Source organism: Arthrobacter sp. THG-b23 (genome assembly GCF_059091265.1).
The window spans coordinates 319,960-339,003 of the sequence record NZ_JBNHGM010000003.1 but is presented as its reverse complement, the minus strand read 5'-3'; the positions used below and the strand labels follow the sequence as shown (position 1 = coordinate 339,003).

The following is a 19,044-nucleotide window of genomic DNA, read 5'->3' as shown; positions in this document are numbered from 1 at the left end:
CCGGAGGGCCTATGCGAACGGACACACTCGCGGGCGACTTCCCCGCCGAAGGGTGCCCGTGCTGCGCCGAACGGTCCCGCTAGTGGCCCCTTCGGCTATTTACCGACCGGGCGTTCGGAACGCGTGAGAAACTAGACGGGGTCCGGTGACGGGCGGCACTCTTGCCGCCCGTTTTTCTGCGGACAAGCCCCATCACGGTAAGGAATACATGGCTCATGGCCACTGAGAACAATGCCCCGGGCACGCTCGATGCCGCTGCCCGGGTGGATAACGACGGCGGCGCTCCCGCCAAGTGGAAGATCGTTGGTCCCGGTCTCGTTGTCGCCGCCACAGGCGTCGGCGCCGCGGACATGGTGGCTACTTTGGTGGCCGGGTCCCGCTACGGCTACGGGCTGTTCTGGGCGGTGATCGTCGGCGTCATCCTGAAGATCATCCTGGTTGAAGGCGCCGGACGGTTCTCCCTGGCGACCGGCAAGACGATCTTCGAGGGCTGGCGCTCGCTGGGCCGCTGGACCACCTGGTACTTCGGTCCGTACATCATGATTTGGGGCTTCGTCTACGGTGCCACGGCAATGTCATCGGCAGCGCTGCCGTTGGCCGCAATGTTCCCGGTGCTGCCGCTGTGGGCCTGGGCGATCCTGATGGGCCTGGCCGGATTTGTCATGGTCTGGTTCGGCAAGTACGCCACCTTCGAGAAGATCACCGCCGTGTTCGTCGGGCTGATGTTCGTCACCGTCGTCGGGTTGGCCATCATCGCCGTGCCCAACATCCCGGAGATGATCGGGGGCCTGGTGCCGATGATCCCGCAGGAAGAGGGCGCGGTGTTCTACACCCTTGCGCTCGCGGGCGGCGTGGGCGGCACCATCACGCTGGCGGCCTACGGCTACTGGCTGCGTGAAAAGGGCTGGCACACGCCCAAGTGGATGCGCGTTATGCGGATCGACAACTCCGTGGCCTACGTCATGACCGGCATCTTCGTCATCGCCATGCTGATTGTCGGCGCCGAGGTGGTCCGCACCGCGGGCGTTTCCCTGAGCGCCGGCGACGAAGGACTGCTGGATCTGTACGAGGTGCTCAAGGATGAGTACGGAGACGTGGTCGGCACCGGCTTCCTGGTCGGTTTCTGGGCCGCGTCGTTCTCCTCCATCATCGGCGTCTGGAACGGCGTGTCCCTGATGTTCGCCGACTTCTGGGGCAACATGCGCAAGAAGGAGTCCGGCCACCCGGACACACGCGTGGGCGGCAAGTACTTCAAGTTCTACGTCCTCTGGCTGACGTTCCCGCCCATGCTGCTGTTCATGCTGGGCAAGCCGATCGCGCTGATCCTGCTGTACGGCGCCTTGGGCTCGTTGTTCATGCCGTTCCTGGCACTGACGCTGCTGGGCTTGCTCAATGGCAAGCGGATCCCGAAGGAATGGGCCAACCGCCTGCACACGAACATCGCGCTGGGCTTCTGCGCCCTGCTGTTCGTGGTCCTCGGTGTCTACCAGCTGTGGAACTCCATCTCGCCGCTCTTCGGCGGCTGATTTCCTGCACGCTCCGCTGCCCCGTACCGGTTCGGTGCGGGGCAGCGCTGTTTAACAAACGACGACGGCGGCGTGCGGCGGCGCTCGGCTAACCACCGGCGGCGGTGCCGGGCGGCACGCCTACTGCCAGGCAGTCCGGCGCGGCAGCCCGCCTACTGCGGGGCAGTCCTGCGCTGCAGCCCGGCTACTGCGGGCCGCTCCGGCGTTTCCCGTCCTCTGCTGAATCGTCGTCGCCGACGATCGAGGCCAGGAGTTCGTCGGCCTCGCCCAGCCCACGGACTGCTTGGACAAGGATCGCCCGGGCTTCAGCTTCGGGTGAGCGATGGTGCGTATCGGCGAGGATCCGGAGTCCTTCCATCGTCCGCGGGTCCAGATCCGGTACCGTGAGTGATTCCATGGCAGCCTTCTTCCCTTGGGCGCACTGCGCCCCGAATGCCGCCCATGATAGTCCCGCCCCGACGAGCTGTCAGCCGGTCGTCAGCGCAGCGGGTCGAACGGCCGGATCGCCTCGGGCATCCGGCCGGTGACAATCTGCTCGGCCAGCAGCTTGCCGGTCGCCGGGCCCAGCACTATGCCCCACATCCCGTGCCCGCCGGCAACGTACACGCCGGGGGAGCGGGTGGCGCCGATGAGCGGCAGCCCGTCGGGCGTGACCGGGCGCGGGCCAACCCAGATGTCCTCGAGGTTCTCCAAATCCATGTTGGTGAACAACGGCCGCACGGCGGCGAGGATGGCGTCGATCCGCCCGGTCTGCAGCGGTTCGTCCGGGCCGCGGAATTCCATGGTTCCGGCGATGCGCAGCCGTCCCTGGTACGGAGTGCAGGCGACGCGGCGGGCCGGGAAGTAGATGGGGAACTCGGCCGGATGGTCGGTGGCCACGCTGAAGGAGTATCCCCGCCCGGCCTGCACCATGGTGCGAACGCCCAGCGGCTTGGCGAGATCGGGCAGCCAGGCGCCGGTGGCCAGGACAACGACGTCGGCGTGGAACGGCTCCTGGGCGTAGGTCTCCACCGAGATCCCGGTGGGGCCGTGGCGCAGGGAGCGGACCTCGGCGCCGGAAATGATCTGCCCGCCGCGTGCCACCACGGAGGCAGCGAGGGCCTCCACGAACGGGCCGGGCTCAAGGAACCGCTGGCCTTCGAGCTCGAACACCGTGGAGACGCCCGCGGACAGCTGCGGCACCTTGGCCTGGGGGTTGTCCAGGCGATTCAGCGGGACGGACTGGCCGGCCTTCTCCACGCTGGCCAGCTCGTGGACAAAGTGGCGGCTTTCCTTCTCCTCCTCGAAACCGACGATGAAGGGTCCCTTGCGGGTCCACGATTCGACGCCGTTATCGGTCAGTTCATCGAAGCTCTCCAGCGCCATCTTGTCGATCGGCGTCAGCGCAGCCATGGTCCGGTCCCAAGCCTTCTGCGTGCCGTGCAGCGCGAAGCGGGCCAGGAACTTCCAGAGCTGCGGGTCCAAGCGGGCCGGAATGTGCAGCGGCGCCGTCGGGTCCATCAGCGCCTTGGGCCCGTAGGTCCAGACGGTCGGGTCCGACAATGGCATGGCCATACCGGGCGTGAGCCAGCCGGCATTGCCCCAAGAGGCGCCAGCGGCGACGCCCGATCGGTCCAGTACGGTGACTTCCACGCCGCGTTCCTGCAGATGCCAAGCGGTGGCCAGGCCCACCATGCCGGCACCCACGACGACGGCGGTGCTCGGGGCGTGTGCACGAGAGTACATCGTATGCTCCTCGGGTCGACTCTGCTCTCGGCACCTATCCTGAAGAATGTTTACCCGTTTCTCAAGCGATTAGGAGAAGATTCTGGAAGAGTGAGGCACGGTGACAATAAGTTCAGGAAGTGGTGGCGATCACATGGCCGAATCGAATGATCTTCGACGCCCGTTCGGGGCTCCCGCGGGGTCGGGGCTGGACCGCATAGACCGGTTGATCGTCGAGATGCTCCAAGCCGACGCCCGAACCCCCAATAACGCGATCGCGGCGGCCGCCGGCATTGCCCCCTCAACGTGCTTGAGCCGGATCCGCTCCCTGCGCGAGCGCGGGGTGATCCGCGGCTTCCATGCCGATGTGGACCCTGCGGCCGTGGGGCGCGGCCTGCAGGCGCTGATCTCCATCCGCCTGCAGGCGCACGCGCGGTCGAACCTGAGCGAGTTCAAGGACTTTCTGTCAGGCCTGCCGGCGGTAGAGGGGATCTTCTTCGTGACCGGCGACCGCGACTTCCTGATCCATGTAGCTGTGGCGGACTCCAACGCGCTGCGCGACCTGGTCGCGAACAACCTCAGCGTCCGCCCGGAGGTGGCCGGCACCAATACCACCGTCATCTTCGAACACGTCCGCCCGCCCGGCAGTTCGCTCGCCCCGTAATGGGGGACAGGGCCGCCCGGAGCCAGCCCGCCCTTTGACGGCGGAGATAAGCCGGCTCCGGCCCGCTATTCCGCCCGCTCCGCCTCGGACCGACTCGGATTCGGCCGGAATTCAGCCCACTCCGTCTGGGGGCTGGCTCAGATCCGGTCCGGACTTCCGCCCGCTCACACGTCTTGGAACCGGCGGCCCGCCTCCTTTGTTGACATGTCATTATCCGCACCGCTAGGATAGTTGAAAGCTCAAGCAATCAATCGAAGGCTGCAATGTCCTGGTTTAAGAATCTTTTCAGCAAGTCCAGCGCCCGCCGGTCTGCCGCCAACCCTGCGGCCGCCGCGGCCGAGCCCCGCACGGATGCAACCGTTGCCCAGCCGGTCGAGGCCGCTGGCAGCGACGCCGTCGCCGTTCTCCCCAAGATCGCCATCATCACCGGCAGCACGCGCCCGGGCCGGGTCAATGACTCCGTCGCCAGCTGGGTCGCCGCCGAACTGGCCGCACGGACGGACGCCACGTTTGAGGTCGTCGACATCGCCGACTTCGACCTGCCGTTGCTGGACGAGGCCTACCCGGCCGCGTACCAGAACTACCAGGCCGACCACACCAAGGCCTGGTCGGCCAAGATCAGCGAGTTTGACGGCTACATCTTCGTGGCCAACGAATACAACCACACGGTCTCTTCCGCACTGGCCAACGCGCTGTCCTACCTGAACGTTGAGTTCAACAACAAGGCTGCCGGCATCGTTTCCTACGGCTCGATGGGCGGAGTCCGTGCTGCCGAACACCTGCGAAACATGCTGGCCGAGCTGCAGGTGGCCGTGGTCCGCAACCAGGTGATGTTCTCGCTGTTCACCGACTTCGAGAACTTCTCCGAGTTCAAGCCGACCGAGCAGAATGCCGGAACGCTGGCTCCGATGATCGATCAGCTCGTGCTGTGGGCACAAGGCTTCGCCACCATCCGCACTCCGCAGGTCGCCGCCGCTTAGAACCCCAAGCCCGGTCCGCCCGTCGTCTCCGTTCGGTGGGCTGTCCTGCCGCCGGCATTTCGTGCCGGCCAGCACCGCCCCCGCCGTTTCCCCATCCGGCGGGGGCAGTGCTGTTTAAGGGAAGCGGCAAGATTCCGTAAGCTGCTCCGCCGACGTCGTCAATGGGCTACCCGCCGTCGGCCGCCAGGATGGTGGCCATGGAGATGACGAAACCGGGCGCGCACGCTACAGCCAGCACGACCAAAGCAACGCGTCCGCCCAGCATTACCCGCCGCTGCCTCAGTTCTCGCCGCGACCCTGATTCCGCATGCAGCCCAGCCGGCCGATGTGCGAAGTACTTCAATCTGAGAGCTGCCAGTGCCCATCCCACGCCGATGGCGGCAACGATCCAGGCCGCGACCACCAGGCTGGCACCGCTTAGGGGGACCGCTAGGAGCAGCAGCGGAAGGTACCACTGCAGGTCCTTGGCCGTGCGAAGCAGCGGGACGCGACGGGACAGCCAGGCGGTGGCCACCGCGAGGAGCATGCCGTGGGCAATGGCCAGCCCGGAGAAGGCCGCGATCGAGAGCCAGCCCGGGCCCACCACCTCAAAGTCCCGGCTGTCCGGCTGCAACGGTCCAAACACTGTGCCGAGTCCCAGCAACAACAGCAGCCCGAAAGCCGCTCCGCCGGTTCGGCCGGCCGGCAGCCACCGCCGCACCAAGCCGTAAAGGAGCGCAGTCCCGCAGCCGATGGCAACGCCGAACAAGACGAAGCCGGCGGTCCCTTCCAGGCTGATCTCTCCGATGGTTTGGTTGTTATCGGTAAGCCTTCCGTCGTCTTCCGGCGACGTCACCGCCAGCAGGCGCATGATCAACCGGCCGCCGGCGCCCGCCATGCACAGCCCGGCCACCCCGCCGCCGACCAGCATTACCGTCGCCCACCACAACACCCGGCGCGCAACGTGCGCCAGGAGTGCACCGCCGCCATTTGGCAGGGAACTGTCGCCGCGCAGAAGCGCTTCGTCGTCGTTCCTGGTAGTGCCGCCGTCGAGGACGAGCGCTCGGTGGCCGTTCCCGTGGGTGCCGCGGTCGAGAACGAGGGCGCCGTCGTCGTCCACGTGGGTGTCGCCTTCAAACACGGGCGCACCGTCATCGTTCCCGCGGGTACCGCCTTCGAACATCAGGGCGCCGTCGCTGTTGAGCGCACTGCCGCCGTCCAGTACGAGCACACCGCCGTCGTCGTCCACGACTGTGCCGCCGTCCAGCACGAGGGCGCCGTCGTCGTTCCCGCGGGTGCCGTCTTCCAGCTCGGCGCCGTCGCCCTTCCCGTGGGTCCCGCCGTCGTCCCGACGTAGGCCCGCGTCATGGCCAGACGGAGACCGGAAGCGCTCCCCGCCCCGGAAGGCCACCGCAGCCAGTCCGGCGGCCACCAGCAGGCCGCACAGGATCATGAGTATCACGGGGCCAGTATCCGACGGTCCCGAAAGCCAGCGAACCCCAGTCATTTCGACTGGGGTCCAGAAGCGAACCGTCCCGCCGAAAACCCGGCGGGACGGCTGTTTTAGCGTGTTTCGCGCGCCTCGTCCCGATGGCGCACCATGTAGGCGATGGCCAGGGCCAGCATCACGGCGCCAAGGACGAAGTTGAGCCAGTTGGTGGCTGTATTGGTGGACAGGAAGTTGGCCGCGGATTCGCCGGGGCCGACAATCAGGCCGTACAGCCACATCACCAGGTACAGGATGCCCGCTCCCATGAGGAAGTCCCGGGCACCACTGGCGGTGCGGCTCATGATGTAGCCCACCACGCCTACCACCAGGTAGACGATGTTGAGCAGCATGGACACTTGGAACGCGTTGATCAACATGGCGCCGGAGCCGCTGGCGAAAGCCATTTCTCCGTAGTCCATGGTGATGCCGGGAATGAAGCCCAGGACACCGATCACAAAGAGAACAATTCCCGAAGTCATCGCGGCATTACGCACGTTTCCGCGGGAGACATGTGCGTGATGGGCGTGCGGTGATGCGGTCGTCATTTCTCCTCCCATACAAGTGAGTTTCGAAACTTCGTCGAGTAGCAACTCGGCTGTTGGTAGGGGCGCATCTGACGTCAGAACCAGCGCTTTCAGTTTACGTCCGCTGGCCCGCTGCGGCGAAGAAATATCACGACGGCGGTGGGCCGGTTTAGGCCTCGAGCAGTCTCTTAAGCGTGTGCAGGTCCCGGTCCACGGCGGCGGCATCGGCTTCGAACGCCGCCTCGTCCATGCCGTCACGGTGGTACAGGGTGAACACCACCTCTGTTCCGTCGTCGTTGCCGAGCACACGCAGCGGGTTGTAGACAGATTCGCCCGACGGCAAGGTCACGTAATGGTCCAGCACGCCGAACTCATTGCGCTCGGTAAACGTGACCCGCACCGGTCCGTTGTCAGTCTCGGCGACCCAGGCCTCGTCGACCACACCGATGGAGGAGCTGAGTCCGGCGGCCCATTGCGGCAGGTTCTCGGGTTTGGCGGCGAACTCATAGACCTCCCCAACGGGGCGGTTGATGGCGATGCTGATGTGCCGCGATGCAAACGTCATGTGGCCAGTCTTCAGGTTCGCTTCGACGCGGGCAAGACCTGCGGAACGGTCGGCGCGGTCGAGAGGAACCACGGGGTATTGAGGCCGTCCGGAGGGCCCTGCAGGGAAGCCGGCGCCGTCAAGGAAGCGGCGTCGGTCGGGAGGGCCCGGGTGGGGAAGCCGGCGCCGTCGGGGGAGCGGCGTCGGTCGGGAGGGCCCCGCGGGTAAGCGGGCGTCGGGCAAGAGGCCCCGGGTGGAAGTCAGCGCTGTGGGGCGTGCCCGTGGTTGACGTCGAGGCGGCGCGCTGGTGCGGGTTCGGGCCGGAAAGCGTGTGCATGACAGACTTGGACCATGGCATCCATTACCGGCAACGGCGAAGATCTCCATGAGAAGGCAGCCCACATCGGCATGCGCCTTGAAGACCGCTGGCAGGCGGTCCGGGAACGGCGGGCGCGGCAGCGCGGCGACGTAGCCACCGTGATGCCGTTTACCGGCTACGGCACCGACGGCTGGATCCGCGTGCTTGCCCGGGTAGTGATGGCGCGGCCCGGCGCGTTCGACAACGGCCGCATGCCCTCCAAGCTGGTGGCCGACGGCATCCGCGGCTGGCGGAATTTCATCAGCCCGCCCGTGGCCAATGCGCGGGTGACGATCCACGCCGACGGCACCGAGCACCAAGTGGTGGCGGACCGCGGCGGCGTGGTGGACTCCAAGGTCTCCGTAAACCTGGCTCCCGGCTGGCACACCGTAACGCTGCGTTGCGAGGACTCGGAGCCCGTGGAAGCGGCGGTCTATGTGGTGCCGCCGGAGGCGCGCTTCGGCGTGGTGTCCGACGTCGATGACACGGTCATGGTCACGGCGCTGCCCCGTCCGATGCTCGCGGCGTGGAACACGTTCGTGCTGGACGAACATGCGCGCAACGCCACGCCGGGCATGGCGGTGATGCTGGAGCGGGTGACGCGTGAGCATCCGGGCAGCCCGGTGTTGTACCTGTCCACCGGCGCCTGGAACGTTGCGCAGACGCTGACGCGGTTCTTGTCCCGGAACATGTATCCGGACGGCGCGCTGCTGCTCACCGACTGGGGGCCGACGAAGGACCGCTGGTTCCGCAGCGGCCAGATGCACAAGGTGGACCAGTTACGGCGGCTGGCCGAAGAATTCCCGAACATCAAGTGGCTGCTGATCGGCGACGACGGCCAGCACGACGAAGCCATCTACGCCGGTTTTGCGCTGCGTTATCCCGACCATGTGGCGGCCATCGCCATCCGCCAGCTGTCGGTCAGCGAGGCTGTGCTGGCCGGTGGCCGTTCGCAGGACGGGCCGGTGGGACCCGCGCGCAGCATCCCCTGGATCTACGCTTCCGACGGGAAAGGCCTGGCGAACCAGCTTCAGCAGCTGGGAATCCTGTAAACACCGATGGCGCCCCACTCCTGGTGGAGTGGGGCGCCATCGTTGCGTCAATGGGCAGCGCCCGGACGTTATTCCTCCGGATGCCGCTTGTTAAACGGTGGCCTCAAGCGGACCGAAAACGGCCTCGATCATGGCCCGCGCCGTGTCGTTGTCAGTCTTCTCGGCCAGGGCAAGCTCCGAGGACAGGATCCGCATGGCCTGTTCAAGCTGGTGCTTTTCACCTGCCGAGGAGCCGCGTTCGATTGCCCGCAGCGAGAGGTCGCGGACCACTTCGCTGACCCGGTAAATGTCGCCGCTGTTGATCTTTTCCTGGTTGGCCTTGAACCGGCGTGACCAGTTTTCCTGATCCTCCGGCACCTTCGCCTTCAGGATCGCAAAGACTTCCTTGACGCCTTTTTTGCTGATGGCCTTGCGTACGCCGACCGTTTCCGCGTTGCCCAGCGGCAGTTCGATCAGCAGTCCGTCATGGTGTGCGCGGAACTGCACGAACTTGGTCTGGCAGTCCTTGAACGGACGGGTCCGGAGATCGGTCACGGTAACAGCGCCGTGTGGGGGATAGACGAGGGTGTCGCCAACTTTAATGTTCATTGATGCCCTTTCATGCCATTATGGCAGATACTGCCACATTGGCAGCGAATACTCAAATATGGGGTATCTTGGAAGCTGCTATGCCACAGAAAACGCCGACCAGCGGCGCTTCCAGAACCGATGTGCCCGGCCCGACCACGGCTGAGCTCCCTGTCGCTGCACCCGGATTAAGGGAGCGACGGCGGCGCCAGACCCGGACGGAAATCAGCGAGGCTGCGCTGCATTTGTTCCAGGAACACGGCGTGGATGCCACCACTGTGGACGGCATCGCCCACGCCGCCGGGATTTCCCAGCGCACGTTCTTCCGGTACTTCACCAGCAAGGAAGAAGCCGCGCTGCCGGCACACCAGGATTTCGACGCCGCGCTCGAGGCCGGGCTGCTTACGATCGATCCGGCGGGCAACCCGCGCGAAGAGCTTGAGCGCGTCTATCAAGAGGTGATGCAGGGGTATGCGGACAACGACGCTCCGGCAGCCCGTCGCATGTTGCTCGTTAACCAGCTCATCCGCAAGGAGCCCCTGCTCAAAGCGGCCATGCTCAAACACAACGCCACCCGGACAACGGGACTGGTGGACGCCCTGACGGACCGGTTCGGCCGTGACGGGGTCAATGACCTGCAGATCAGGCTCGCGTTCGAGACCTGTGCGGCGGTGGTCCGGGTTGCGTTCGAGGTCTGGGTGGCCCGGCGCGAGGCCGGCCGCAATGACAACCTGCCGGACATTTACACGGCTGCCCTGCAGTTGTCCCACTAACCATGCGGAACGCGCGAACCCGGGGCGGCGCTCAACCCGCCGTGACACCCCTTACGATGCCCTGTCCGTGCCGGAGCGGCCGGCCGTACGGCGAGTGCTGCGGGCCGTTCCACCGCGGCGATGCCGAGCCGCCGACCGCGGAAGCCCTGATGCGGTCGCGCTACACGGCGTTCGCCGTCGGCGACGCCGCCTATCTGCTGCGCACCTGGCATCCGGAAACGCGGCCCGCCCAGCTTGAGTTGGACCCCGCACTGCACTGGACCGGATTGGAGATCCTCAAGACCGTCCGCGGCGGCGAATCCGACCGCGCGGGCACCGTGGAGTTCCGCGCCACCTACAGCGAAGGCGGCCAGAACCGGGCGCAGCAGGAAAAGAGCACGTTCGTGCGTGAGGACGGCCGCTGGGTCTACCGCGACGCATTGGCCTGACTCCGGCGCAGCCCGTACGCTGGTCTCCGCCACGGCCGACCACCGCTGCTCACCTCCACGGCCGGAGCGCGCCAACCGCCGCTTTTCACCGCACCTGCTCATCGCCGCGGCTCACCACGCCGTTAGTCGCCAGTGCCGCCCAGACGTCACGCCGCTCGGCACGCGGGCGCCGTCGTCGTGGTTCAGTCCAAGGCCAGGAACAGGACGGCATAGATGCCGAGCGCGCCGAGCACCACCACGCTGCCGGCAACCCAGGCGGCAGCGGCGGCGTCGGCGTGGATCCTCTCGTCGGCCACGCCGGAGACCGCACGCCGGTACCGGAGCTTCTGCGTGATGTAGATGCCGAACGCCGTGCACAATGCCACGGCCACCAAAGTGCCGGTGAACCAGCCGTATTCCGGCATCCAGCGCAGGAACATGGCTGTTGCGACGATCATGGCCAGGGTGGTCCGGCTCCAGGCCAGGGAGGTGCGTTCGGGCTGCAGGCCGGTGTCGTGGTGTTCCGGCTCCGGCACGGCACGGGCGCGTCGCATCAGGACGGCCGAAGGACTACGAAGACCACCAGCAGCGCCGCCACCACACCGCCGCCAATAGCCAGGATCGGGGCAATCAACGGCAGCGGCAGGGGAGTCTTATGCCGCATGGCCCGCTCCACGTTGAGCCAGCGGAAGAACGAGCCGCCGCCTATCGCCATGGCCAGGACCAGGAGGATGATGGCGATGGTCTTGCGGATTTCCGGGACGAAGACGCCGCCGGTGAAAACCTCAACCGCGATGCCGCCCGCCAGGAGGGCAAGCGACGTGCGGATCCACGCCAGGAACGTGCGCTCGTTGGCCAGCGTGAACCGCGGGTCGGGCTCGGTGCCGCCGCGCAGCAGTTTATCGGCGAGTTTGCTGCGTTCCGGGCGGGGCGAGGGTGAAGAAGTAGGCACGGCTTCATGGTAACCATCTCCGCAGTCGGCGCGGCGACGGCGACGTCACATGGCAAGCGCCGCTGGCACATGCGTCGCTTTACGGCACGGCCGGATGCCCGCGCCCAGTCGGACGAAACGAACGCGATGCGGGCCAGGCGTCAGGCTGCCGGCCGGTCCTCGTCGTCGTCGTTCTCCTGATCCATGCGGGCCACGGTGAAGAACCGGTTGCCCGCCCCCTTGCGCGAACTCGGCACCAGGAGCTTGAAGTATTTTTCGCACCACTGGGCGGCGCCGCCGGAATCCGCGGCAGCCGCAGCGATGGCGTCAATGTCGTCGGACCAACCCAGAACGCGTTCACCCTCGAGGCAGAACTGGATGAGTCCCAGCTGGGTATCTACGTGCAGTTCGACGTCCACCCAAACGTCGAATCCCACAGTGTTGCTGGCTGTATCTTCTGTTTTGTATGTATTCATCATGAGACCTGTGTTGCGCATCACACCCTGTGGCGCCCTCCCACTATAGGGTCCACGATCCGGAATGCCAAACAGTTTCCCCCGCGTAAACGGCCGGTAAAGTAAATCGGGCGATGACTCAGACACCTTCCGACCAGCGCCTCACCTGCAACGTCCCGATGCGATGGGGTGACATGGATGCCTACGGGCACATCAACAATGTCGAAATCCTGCGCATCCTGGAGGAGGCGCGCATCCACGCGTTCGGGCCTCCCGCAGGTACCGGCGGCCCCGGGCTCGAGGTGGACCTGCCGGTCTTCTCCGACCTGCCCGAATCCACCCAGGCCTTGGTGTCGGAGCACCGGGTGAAGTACGTCCGGCCGCTCAGTTACCGCAACATCCCGGCACACGTGGAGGTCTGGATCAGCGCGATCAAGGGCGCCAGCCTGACCATCGCCTACCGGATTATGGACCCCGTAACCGCCGAGCAATGCGTGCTGGCGGAAACCACGCTCGCCTTCTTCCACACGGATACAGGCCGGCTGTTGCGCCTGAATGAGCGCCAGCGAACGATCCTGGAGCCCTATTTGGGCGAGTCCAACTTCCGCTGAAACGACGACGGCGACGGCGCCGCGTCTTTCCTAACCCTCCCAACCGAGGTTGCGGGCAATCCGTTCCAGCACGTCAAGCGTGGCGGCGTACTCTTCTTCGCTGATGCCGTTGGCCATGCGGGCACGCGTGCGGTCGACCACCTCGCCGAGGGAGGCCAGGCTGGCCCGCCCGGTATCGGTCAGCGCGTAGTGACCGTCCTCGGCGCTGACCCAGCCGCTTTCCACAAGTTCCTCGACCGGTTCCTGGGGCCCTTCGCCCTCGGCCTCCGGAATGAAAGGCCCCAAAGCTTCCGCGAGTTCGGCGGCCGTGGATGGCTTGTCCGCCAGCAGGTTCATCATCTGCCACTGCCGGCGGGTGATGCCGTGTTCCTCCATGGTCTCGACGAACTGCTCGTCGAGCAGCCGGTCAACGAGCTTTAGCCAATAACCGATGGGTCGTAGAGGTGCCATGCCGCCACCCTACAAGGGTCCGCGCGGCTGATCGACTGTAACGTCCGCACACGCCGCCGATCGGCCGAAATCGCCGAATACGCCGCCTAGCGACTCAAAGTTCCGAACACGCCGCCAATCCAAGACCACCAGCATCCCTGGGGCCAGCATGACCAATCCGGAGCGCGCTGTGGCGCGCTCAGCCATCACCACGTGGCCGCTTTCTGCCCTGAGCAGACCCTGCTGACGCCGGCCGCGCAGCTTCCTACGATGGAAGCAGCCAGGAGGGAGTTCCGTCGTGCTCGAACTTCAGAAGCTTCACCGTGGTCCAGGTTCAGGGCCGCCACCGTTGCTCCGCGACATCTACGGGGCGGTCCTGCGTAGGGAGCGCCGTCGCCAGCAGCGCACCCTCGACGACGTAGCCAGCCGGGCCGGCGTGTCCCTTCAATACCTGTCGGAGATCGAACGCGGGCGCAAGGAGGCCTCCTCGGAGATCCTTGCGGCGGTCTGTGCGTCGCTGGGGTCCGGGCTGGCCGCCTTCCTGGCAGCAGTGCATCGTGAACTCGCGGCGGTCGAAGGAAGGACCGTGCTGGCCAGGCCATCGGCCGTGCGGCCCGCTGCAGAGGGGCAGCAGGAACCGACCTCTGTCGGCCTGGCCGCCGGGGACCTGGCGCCGCATGCCCCGATGGACGCGGGCAGGCAACTGGACAGTGGCGCTCGAGGCGGGCCACCGCCCATTCTGATGGCGGCCTGACGTTACACCGCTGCATGCCCGGCGCGGACGGGCTGAAGGCATCCAGCCGCCGCGCACATGGGCCATGCGGCCGGATGTGTTCCGACAATGAAACCACCGCCGCTGCTCGCCGCACACCGCATTTGCGGCGGTGTGCTGCGAACGGCTGCTGCCGGGGACAGCAAAACGGGCAGGTGCAGCCTTTCGGTTGCGCCTGCCCGTTTCGGTGTCCGCCCGTTCCGGCGGTTGCCCGGCGAGCTGTGGCCGGGCCACCTGAGTGGTTAGGCCAGGGGGGCCAGCTTGGTCTTGCCGAAAACGGCGCGGTCCACCGAAATCCGGCCGGGGCCAACCAGTGCCAGCGCCAGCGATGCGGCGCCGAGCAGCAGCACCAGTTCGTAGCCGCCGCCGTCCACGAAGACGCCGGCGGGAGCGTGGACGAGCACCAGGGCGCCGAGCATGTCCAGCGTCAACAGGGCTGCCACGAGCCGGGTCAGCAGGCCGAGGATCAGGGCGATGCCGCCGCCGAGCTCCAAACCGGCCACGATCGGTGCGGCGATGTCGGCGGCCGGGACGCCCATCTGGCCGAAGGAGGCCTGCGTGCCGGCGATGGTCCATTCGTTGAACTTCTGCCAGCCGTGGGCAACGAAGAGGAAGCCCAGGACGACGCGAAGAACTGTGCGTGCAGTGGTGGTCAAAGCGGAATCAGTCATGATGTTTTCACCGTTTCGATGGTCTGTGGATCGGCCGTCTGGAACGAGCGATAAGCATCAATAACTTGACGCTTCAATCAAATATTGGCAGCAATTATGTTGAAGTGTCAACTTTCGGATCTCCGGCTGCGCGCATCAGGAGGCAGGACCACGGACTGAACCGGCCGAACCCGCGCCGGCCGTCCGGTCCGTCCCCAGCCCAGATCCCACAGGGCATGCCCGCTTGGCCGGGCGCTCAGGTACCCCGCACCGGTTGGCGCAGAATTGTCTTGAGCTTGGCCGGTTCGGTCTTGCGTGGGTCGCCGAGATAGATCTCGTGGTGGTGCCCGTTCGGTTCCAACTTGTTGGCCGGCAGGAATTCATCCTTCAGCCGGGCCAAAACCGGTCCTTCGTCGTCGTACGAACCAACATGCATGACCTGGACGCTCAGCCCTTCGTCCAGCAACCCGTGCCGGAGCGATTCCACCGCAGGAAGACCCTTTTTAGCTGCCGTTTGGCGCATTGCGTCTTCAATGTGTTCCGGCTCCAGCCAGTCAGGCTGGCGGATCATCATCGTCCAGGACCACTCGTCCTTCGCCCGTCGGGTGAACGCGGTCATATCCTCCGCCCACCAGAGGCCTTCCAGTGGACCGACAACGTAGTCGCGACCGAATTGCTTCTTGCTGGCGAACTTCAGCGTGTAGGAGGCTGCGTACAAGGCCTCGACCGCCTGGACGTACCCGTCTGTCGTGTTTGGATCGCCGTGACCGTCCGCCTGCAGGAACTGCATGGGTGGCACGGTGACCAGCTGGAAATCCTTGCCCGGGGCGTACAGCTCCTTCTGGTCCTTCTTGAAATCCAGCTTGTCCATGGGGAGCTCTCCGGTGGTCGGCGATGTGGTCTAGTTATATCGCGTAGTCACGGATGAAACGAGGAACCTTGCTGCAGCAATTCGCCGCCGAATGGTGGACGCGGATCACCGCCGGCTTCATGCGCGGTGAACCACTCGAAACCAAAGTGCTGGAGTTGGGGCTCATCCTTGGTGTGGCGCTGCTGTTGTCGGTGCCCCGGGCCAGCTGGCGCTATTTCGGGTTGTTTGTCACAGCGGTCCACGAGTTGGGGCACGCTTTCGCGGCGCTGGCCACGGGGCGGCTGGTGCGTGGCATCCATTTGCGGTTCGACCAATCAGGCGCCATGATCAGCCGCGGGGCGGGCAGGGCGTCGGCTGCCTGGACCGGCTTCTGGGGATACCCGGTGCCCGCGCTGGTCGGGGCGGCGTTAGTGTGGGCCGCGTTCGTCGGCTGGGCCGGTGCCGCCCTGTCCGTCAGCGCGCTGCTGCTGCTGGCCACGCTCTTGTTCATCCGGAACCTCGAGGGCGTCGTCATCGCTGTCGGGTTGGCGGTGGGCGCTCAACTGCTCGTGTGGTTCGCGCCGGTGGAGATGCTCGGGCACCTCACGCTCGCCATTGGCGCCGGACTTCTGGTGGGAGCTGTACGGGACTGGCTGAATCTGCTGAGCGTGCATACCCGGCGCCGGCATCAACTGGCTAATTCCGACGCGTTCATCATGGCGCGGCGGACCGGAGTGCCGGCCTCGCTCTGGCTGGCCGGGTTCGCTGTAGTCATCTTGCTTTGCTGGGCGGCTGCCGTGGCGACCGTGGCCGCTGTTGGCCCGCTGGCGGTTCTCTAACGAAGTCCCTCGACAGTCCCTGTTGAGGATCCCTGGCACAGCCTGATCGCCCTCTTGAGGGCGGCTCACTGGCAGTAACTTAGCGGGCTACTGCCAGTGGCTGGTCGACCCTCGGCTGTGGCTGGTTAATCCCCTCGCAAATGGACCCCCTCGGCCTCAGGCAGTGGCCTTGCTCACAGCGGTGTCATTCGGCCCGGGCCCGCCGAGCAACGGCGCGGGGAAACGGGAATTATCGCCGTGGGTGAGGCGTTGTTGACCGATGTTGAAATCTCTGGAAGAGCGGCTATGATGGGCGCTCGCAGATAGGTCAAAACAACGAGAGCTTCAGGAGTTTTAAACCCGCATGGCAACCGATTACGACGCACCGCGCAACAAGGACGACGACAACAATAATGAGTCGCTCGAAGCCCTTCAGGCTCAGCGCTCCGGCGGTGCGAAGACGGCGCTGATCGACGTCGAAGATTCGGACACCGCCGAGGGCATCGATCTGCCCGGTGCCGACCTCTCCGGTGAAGAACTGGTGGTCCAGGTTGTTCCTCCCCGTGAGGACGAATTCACCTGTGGCTCCTGCTTCCTCGTCCGTCACCGCAGTCAAGTAGCCCGCGAAAAGAACGGCGAGAAGTACTGCCGCGACTGCGAAGGCTAAATCCTCAACCTTCCGAACCCCGCGCTGAGACCGGCGCGGGGTTCTGTGGTTAAATCACACGCTTCGGACGGCCTCGCTGATCGGCGTGCCGCCGTTGATGAACTCGATCACCTTGCCTGCCGTGGCAGGCACCGCCAGTACTTCGGCCGCCACCATTGCAACGTCTTCGCGGCTCACTTCACCGCCAGGAGTGCCCGGTCCGGCTTGGATCTTCCCGGTCGCGGGCTGCAACGTCAACGAGCTCGGCCCCAGGATCGTCCAGTCCAGCGACGAGGACTTCAGGTAGTCGTCCGCGGCGGCCTTGGCATCTGCGTACGGGAAAAACGCGTGGTCCTCCGGCACTCCGTGGTTCTTGCCGGCGCCCAGATAAGACACCATGATGTAGCGCTGCACCCCGGCCGCCACGGCTGCGTCCATCGACCGGATGGCCGCGTCCCGGTCGACCGCATACGTCCGCGCGGGATTGCCTCCGCCTGCGCCCGCCGACCAGACGACGGCGTCGTGGCCGCGCAGCTGGTCTGTCAGATCGTCGGTGGTCGTCTTCTCGACGTCGGCGATCACGGGCACCGCTCCGGTGTCCCGGACGTCGGCGACGTGGTCCGGATTGCGGATGATGGAGCTGACTTCGTGGCCCTGCGCGGTGAGGATGCGGGACAGGTGCAGCGCGACCTTGCCGTGGCCTCCGAAAATGGCAATGCGTGACATGGAATTCCTTTCGGTGTGGTCCGTCCCAATCTATGCCCTGCTCCTGCGCCCGTCGGGCTGGTGCGCCGGCCAGACCTCCGCGGAAGGCGGTCCTGTTCCGCTGTCCTAACCGTCGCTGCCGGTGAGATGGATCCCGGCTTCCGGCGTGGCCACCCGGAAACTGAAGGACTGCTCGATGTACAGGTAGACGAACTCCTCATCGTGCCGGTCGTAGCCCACCGAGAGGTCCTGGCCGGATTCAAACAGGAAGTCCCCGCCGCGCAGGCTCATCACTATGGCCCCGCGGACTCCCGGCGCCCAAACTATCGGACCGCCCAGCAACTTGCGCAGGTGCTCGGACAACAGATAGCCGCCGCGCTCGGTCGCCTCTACTACGGCTGTGTAATGCCCGGGGCCGAGTGCCAGGCCGAACGGACCTCCAATGCCGGCCTGGAGCAGGGCCGAGACAGCCTTGGCAATGCGCTTGGGGTAGTCATTGAAGTCAGTCACTCGAGGCACCGGTGAATGCGGGGTGGCGCTCGTGACTCCCTCAATACCCACCTGTCTCCAGCCGTGGAATACGGCCGCGTTCTCCGCGATGGCAATTTGCATCGCCGCCTCGGCCAAGTCCGTCAGGTCCACATCGGCCGCACCCCGGTCATGGTCAAGCAGTTCCAACCGGGAAACCTTGAAAGGTGCCCGCAGCTCCACCAAGGGAAGCACGCCGCGCCGTCGCGTCGTCACGCCGTCGGCCAGTGCCGGCCCCGTGATGCTTTCGGTGCGGCCAAGGTTTGTGGCCGAATACTCCCAGCCGAATGGACCGGCGAAATCCACCATCTTGCGGGCGCCCAGCGCAACGGTGAGCCGCTCCTTGGCCTCCCGGTCCAACAGCGCCCAACCACCATCGGAAATTGGGGCATGCTCGCGCAGCAGGTGATCCATGGTCATGAGAAGTCCTCCTTGAGGCTGCCGATTCCCAGCGACGAATCAGAACCGGCCGGCCCCCGGCGAGGGGACATACGAGTTGCCGCACCAGACGGAGAGCGGCCAGCGGGCCCATGAGCAGAGACTGGAACCTGCCCCTCCGGGCCTGGACCGGCAGCAGTCGCTGCCTCGGCCGCTCCGCCGTTGGCCACAATGTCGCCGTCTTGGAAGAGGGTGCCCCGGGCGATCTGGCGCCATTTCGGCTTCCTCCGAAGGAGGAACTCCAAGTCCATGCTGAAATGTTTGAATTCCTCGGCCAGGGAGTCCTCCATGATGGCGACCGATTCCGGGTCCTTCTCCAGCGACATCCGTTGTTCGTACCACCCGATGGCCTCGGCTTCCTCTGTCAGGTTGGCGCACATACGCGCAAAGGTCCGCGTCTCGGCGGAGAGCTCTGCGGCGGGTTCGTGATACTGGTCAAAGCCCATCTGGATTCCTCCGTGAGGTTGTGCCTCTTTGCCAGCGTAGCCACGGCCCCGCTGGCTGACTACCCTTGACGGCTGGCTGGCCGAAGGCCCCGGTTGGTGGGGTCAGCCGACGGTGCGACGGCTGGGCCCAGGCAGCGATCGGCGGCCGCCGGCAGGCCGAGCTGTGAGCACGTGGCCGATCCCTGACAGGTCCGGGAT

25 protein-coding genes are annotated in these 19,044 nt (G+C 65.9%); 10 read left to right on the top strand and 15 right to left on the bottom strand.

The features are described 5' to 3' along the window. Window positions 1-215 precede the first annotated feature (215 nt). Window positions 216-1,526, top strand: coding sequence for an Nramp family divalent metal transporter (locus tag AC5RVD_RS08435; RefSeq protein WP_494111585.1), 1,311 nt, complete (start codon window positions 216-218; stop codon window positions 1,524-1,526). A gap of 184 nt (window positions 1,527-1,710) precedes the next feature. On the opposite strand, the gene AC5RVD_RS08430 is transcribed toward AC5RVD_RS08435, so the two are convergent. Together AC5RVD_RS08430 and AC5RVD_RS08425 are read right to left on the bottom strand one after the other, a co-directional pair. Beyond that, window positions 1,711-1,923 (bottom strand): FitA-like ribbon-helix-helix domain-containing protein, encoded by a 213-nt coding sequence (locus AC5RVD_RS08430; RefSeq protein ID WP_494111586.1) that lies wholly within the window; start codon window positions 1,921-1,923, stop codon window positions 1,711-1,713. Between the two features lie 80 nt (window positions 1,924-2,003). After that, window positions 2,004-3,251: an NAD(P)/FAD-dependent oxidoreductase gene (locus AC5RVD_RS08425; protein WP_494126667.1), complete on the bottom strand. Its 1,248-nt coding sequence runs from the start codon at window positions 3,249-3,251 to the stop codon at window positions 2,004-2,006. A 133-nt stretch (window positions 3,252-3,384) separates the two neighbouring features. Here AC5RVD_RS08425 and AC5RVD_RS08420 point away from each other — a divergent pair, with 133 nt between their 5' ends. Together AC5RVD_RS08420 and AC5RVD_RS08415 are read left to right on the top strand one after the other, a co-directional pair. Further along, window positions 3,385-3,894, top strand: a complete 510-nt coding sequence (locus AC5RVD_RS08420) for an Lrp/AsnC family transcriptional regulator (RefSeq protein ID WP_494122402.1) — start codon at window positions 3,385-3,387, stop codon at window positions 3,892-3,894. Window positions 3,895-4,157: 263 nt separating this feature from the next. Further along, window positions 4,158-4,874, top strand: coding sequence for an NADPH-dependent FMN reductase (locus AC5RVD_RS08415; protein ID WP_494126666.1), 717 nt, complete (start codon window positions 4,158-4,160; stop codon window positions 4,872-4,874). A gap of 166 nt (window positions 4,875-5,040) precedes the next feature. Here AC5RVD_RS08415 and AC5RVD_RS08410 read toward each other — a convergent pair whose 3' ends face one another. From AC5RVD_RS08410 to AC5RVD_RS08400, 3 genes are all read right to left on the bottom strand, one after another. Further along, window positions 5,041-6,315 carry a hypothetical protein gene (locus AC5RVD_RS08410; RefSeq protein ID WP_494126665.1) on the bottom strand — a complete coding sequence of 425 codons (1,275 nt, stop codon included), beginning with the start codon at window positions 6,313-6,315 and terminating at the stop codon, window positions 5,041-5,043. A gap of 101 nt (window positions 6,316-6,416) precedes the next feature. Further along, window positions 6,417-6,821 (bottom strand): DUF4383 domain-containing protein, encoded by a 405-nt coding sequence (locus AC5RVD_RS08405; protein WP_494111591.1) that lies wholly within the window; start codon window positions 6,819-6,821, stop codon window positions 6,417-6,419. A 214-nt stretch (window positions 6,822-7,035) separates the two neighbouring features. After that, complete coding sequence (locus AC5RVD_RS08400; protein ID WP_494111592.1) at window positions 7,036-7,431, bottom strand: SRPBCC family protein; 396 nt, start codon at window positions 7,429-7,431, stop codon at window positions 7,036-7,038. A 330-nt stretch (window positions 7,432-7,761) separates the two neighbouring features. On the opposite strand from AC5RVD_RS08400, the gene AC5RVD_RS08395 reads away from it, so the two are divergent. After that, a complete protein-coding gene (locus AC5RVD_RS08395) occupies window positions 7,762-8,820 on the top strand; it encodes an App1 family protein phosphatidate phosphatase (RefSeq protein WP_494111593.1) in 1,059 nt (352 codons plus the stop codon). Between the two features lie 90 nt (window positions 8,821-8,910). Here AC5RVD_RS08395 and AC5RVD_RS08390 read toward each other — a convergent pair whose 3' ends face one another. After that, on the bottom strand, window positions 8,911-9,408 hold the full coding sequence (locus AC5RVD_RS08390) for a CarD family transcriptional regulator (RefSeq protein ID WP_494001708.1): 498 nt from the start codon (window positions 9,406-9,408) through the stop codon (window positions 8,911-8,913). A 2-nt stretch (window positions 9,409-9,410) separates the two neighbouring features. On the opposite strand from AC5RVD_RS08390, the gene AC5RVD_RS08385 reads away from it, so the two are divergent. After that, complete coding sequence (locus AC5RVD_RS08385) at window positions 9,411-10,160, top strand: TetR family transcriptional regulator (RefSeq protein WP_494126664.1); 750 nt, start codon at window positions 9,411-9,413, stop codon at window positions 10,158-10,160. A gap of 2 nt (window positions 10,161-10,162) precedes the next feature. Then, on the top strand, window positions 10,163-10,588 hold the full coding sequence (locus AC5RVD_RS08380) for a YchJ family protein (RefSeq protein WP_494126663.1): 426 nt from the start codon (window positions 10,163-10,165) through the stop codon (window positions 10,586-10,588). A 182-nt stretch (window positions 10,589-10,770) separates the two neighbouring features. On the opposite strand, the gene AC5RVD_RS08375 is transcribed toward AC5RVD_RS08380, so the two are convergent. The 3 genes from AC5RVD_RS08375 to AC5RVD_RS08365 form a co-directional block, all read right to left on the bottom strand. Continuing rightward, the gene (locus tag AC5RVD_RS08375) at window positions 10,771-11,121 is read right to left on the bottom strand and encodes a DUF202 domain-containing protein (protein WP_494126662.1); all 351 of its coding nucleotides are present in this window, start codon (window positions 11,119-11,121) and stop codon (window positions 10,771-10,773) included. Next, window positions 11,121-11,519: a YidH family protein gene (locus AC5RVD_RS08370; RefSeq protein WP_494111597.1), complete on the bottom strand. Its 399-nt coding sequence runs from the start codon at window positions 11,517-11,519 to the stop codon at window positions 11,121-11,123. The genes AC5RVD_RS08375 and AC5RVD_RS08370 overlap by 1 nt, the downstream gene beginning before the upstream one ends. A 140-nt stretch (window positions 11,520-11,659) precedes the next feature. Continuing rightward, a complete protein-coding gene (locus AC5RVD_RS08365) occupies window positions 11,660-11,977 on the bottom strand; it encodes a hypothetical protein (RefSeq protein ID WP_494126661.1) in 318 nt (105 codons plus the stop codon). Window positions 11,978-12,087: 110 nt separating this feature from the next. Between AC5RVD_RS08365 and AC5RVD_RS08360 the strand changes: the two genes are divergently transcribed. Further along, window positions 12,088-12,564, top strand: coding sequence for an acyl-CoA thioesterase (locus AC5RVD_RS08360; RefSeq protein ID WP_494111598.1), 477 nt, complete (start codon window positions 12,088-12,090; stop codon window positions 12,562-12,564). Window positions 12,565-12,594: 30 nt separating this feature from the next. On the opposite strand, the gene AC5RVD_RS08355 is transcribed toward AC5RVD_RS08360, so the two are convergent. Next, a complete protein-coding gene (locus AC5RVD_RS08355) occupies window positions 12,595-13,014 on the bottom strand; it encodes a MarR family winged helix-turn-helix transcriptional regulator (protein WP_494111599.1) in 420 nt (139 codons plus the stop codon). Window positions 13,015-13,291: 277 nt separating this feature from the next. Between AC5RVD_RS08355 and AC5RVD_RS08350 the strand changes: the two genes are divergently transcribed. Next, window positions 13,292-13,747 carry a helix-turn-helix domain-containing protein gene (locus AC5RVD_RS08350; RefSeq protein ID WP_494126660.1) on the top strand — a complete coding sequence of 152 codons (456 nt, stop codon included), beginning with the start codon at window positions 13,292-13,294 and terminating at the stop codon, window positions 13,745-13,747. A 260-nt stretch (window positions 13,748-14,007) separates the two neighbouring features. On the opposite strand, the gene AC5RVD_RS08345 is transcribed toward AC5RVD_RS08350, so the two are convergent. Both AC5RVD_RS08345 and AC5RVD_RS08340 read right to left on the bottom strand, forming a co-directional pair. Next, on the bottom strand, window positions 14,008-14,436 hold the full coding sequence (locus tag AC5RVD_RS08345; protein ID WP_494111601.1) for a DoxX family protein: 429 nt from the start codon (window positions 14,434-14,436) through the stop codon (window positions 14,008-14,010). Window positions 14,437-14,671: 235 nt separating this feature from the next. Beyond that, on the bottom strand, window positions 14,672-15,286 hold the full coding sequence (locus AC5RVD_RS08340; RefSeq protein WP_494111602.1) for a GyrI-like domain-containing protein: 615 nt from the start codon (window positions 15,284-15,286) through the stop codon (window positions 14,672-14,674). A gap of 68 nt (window positions 15,287-15,354) precedes the next feature. On the opposite strand from AC5RVD_RS08340, the gene AC5RVD_RS08335 reads away from it, so the two are divergent. Continuing rightward, window positions 15,355-16,104, top strand: a complete 750-nt coding sequence (locus AC5RVD_RS08335; RefSeq protein ID WP_494111603.1) for a M50 family metallopeptidase — start codon at window positions 15,355-15,357, stop codon at window positions 16,102-16,104. 343 nt (window positions 16,105-16,447) lie between these two features. Beyond that, complete coding sequence (locus AC5RVD_RS08330; protein WP_493979582.1) at window positions 16,448-16,750, top strand: DUF4193 domain-containing protein; 303 nt, start codon at window positions 16,448-16,450, stop codon at window positions 16,748-16,750. A 54-nt stretch (window positions 16,751-16,804) separates the two neighbouring features. On the opposite strand, the gene AC5RVD_RS08325 is transcribed toward AC5RVD_RS08330, so the two are convergent. From AC5RVD_RS08325 to AC5RVD_RS08315, 3 genes are all read right to left on the bottom strand, one after another. Continuing rightward, on the bottom strand, window positions 16,805-17,455 hold the full coding sequence (locus AC5RVD_RS08325) for an SDR family oxidoreductase (protein ID WP_494111604.1): 651 nt from the start codon (window positions 17,453-17,455) through the stop codon (window positions 16,805-16,807). A gap of 105 nt (window positions 17,456-17,560) precedes the next feature. After that, window positions 17,561-18,382, bottom strand: coding sequence for a family 1 encapsulin nanocompartment shell protein (locus tag AC5RVD_RS08320; RefSeq protein WP_494111605.1), 822 nt, complete (start codon window positions 18,380-18,382; stop codon window positions 17,561-17,563). Next, on the bottom strand, window positions 18,379-18,846 hold the full coding sequence (locus AC5RVD_RS08315) for a ferritin family protein (protein WP_494126659.1): 468 nt from the start codon (window positions 18,844-18,846) through the stop codon (window positions 18,379-18,381). Before AC5RVD_RS08315 ends, AC5RVD_RS08320 begins: the two co-directional genes overlap by 4 nt. Between the last annotated feature and the right edge of the window lie 198 nt (window positions 18,847-19,044).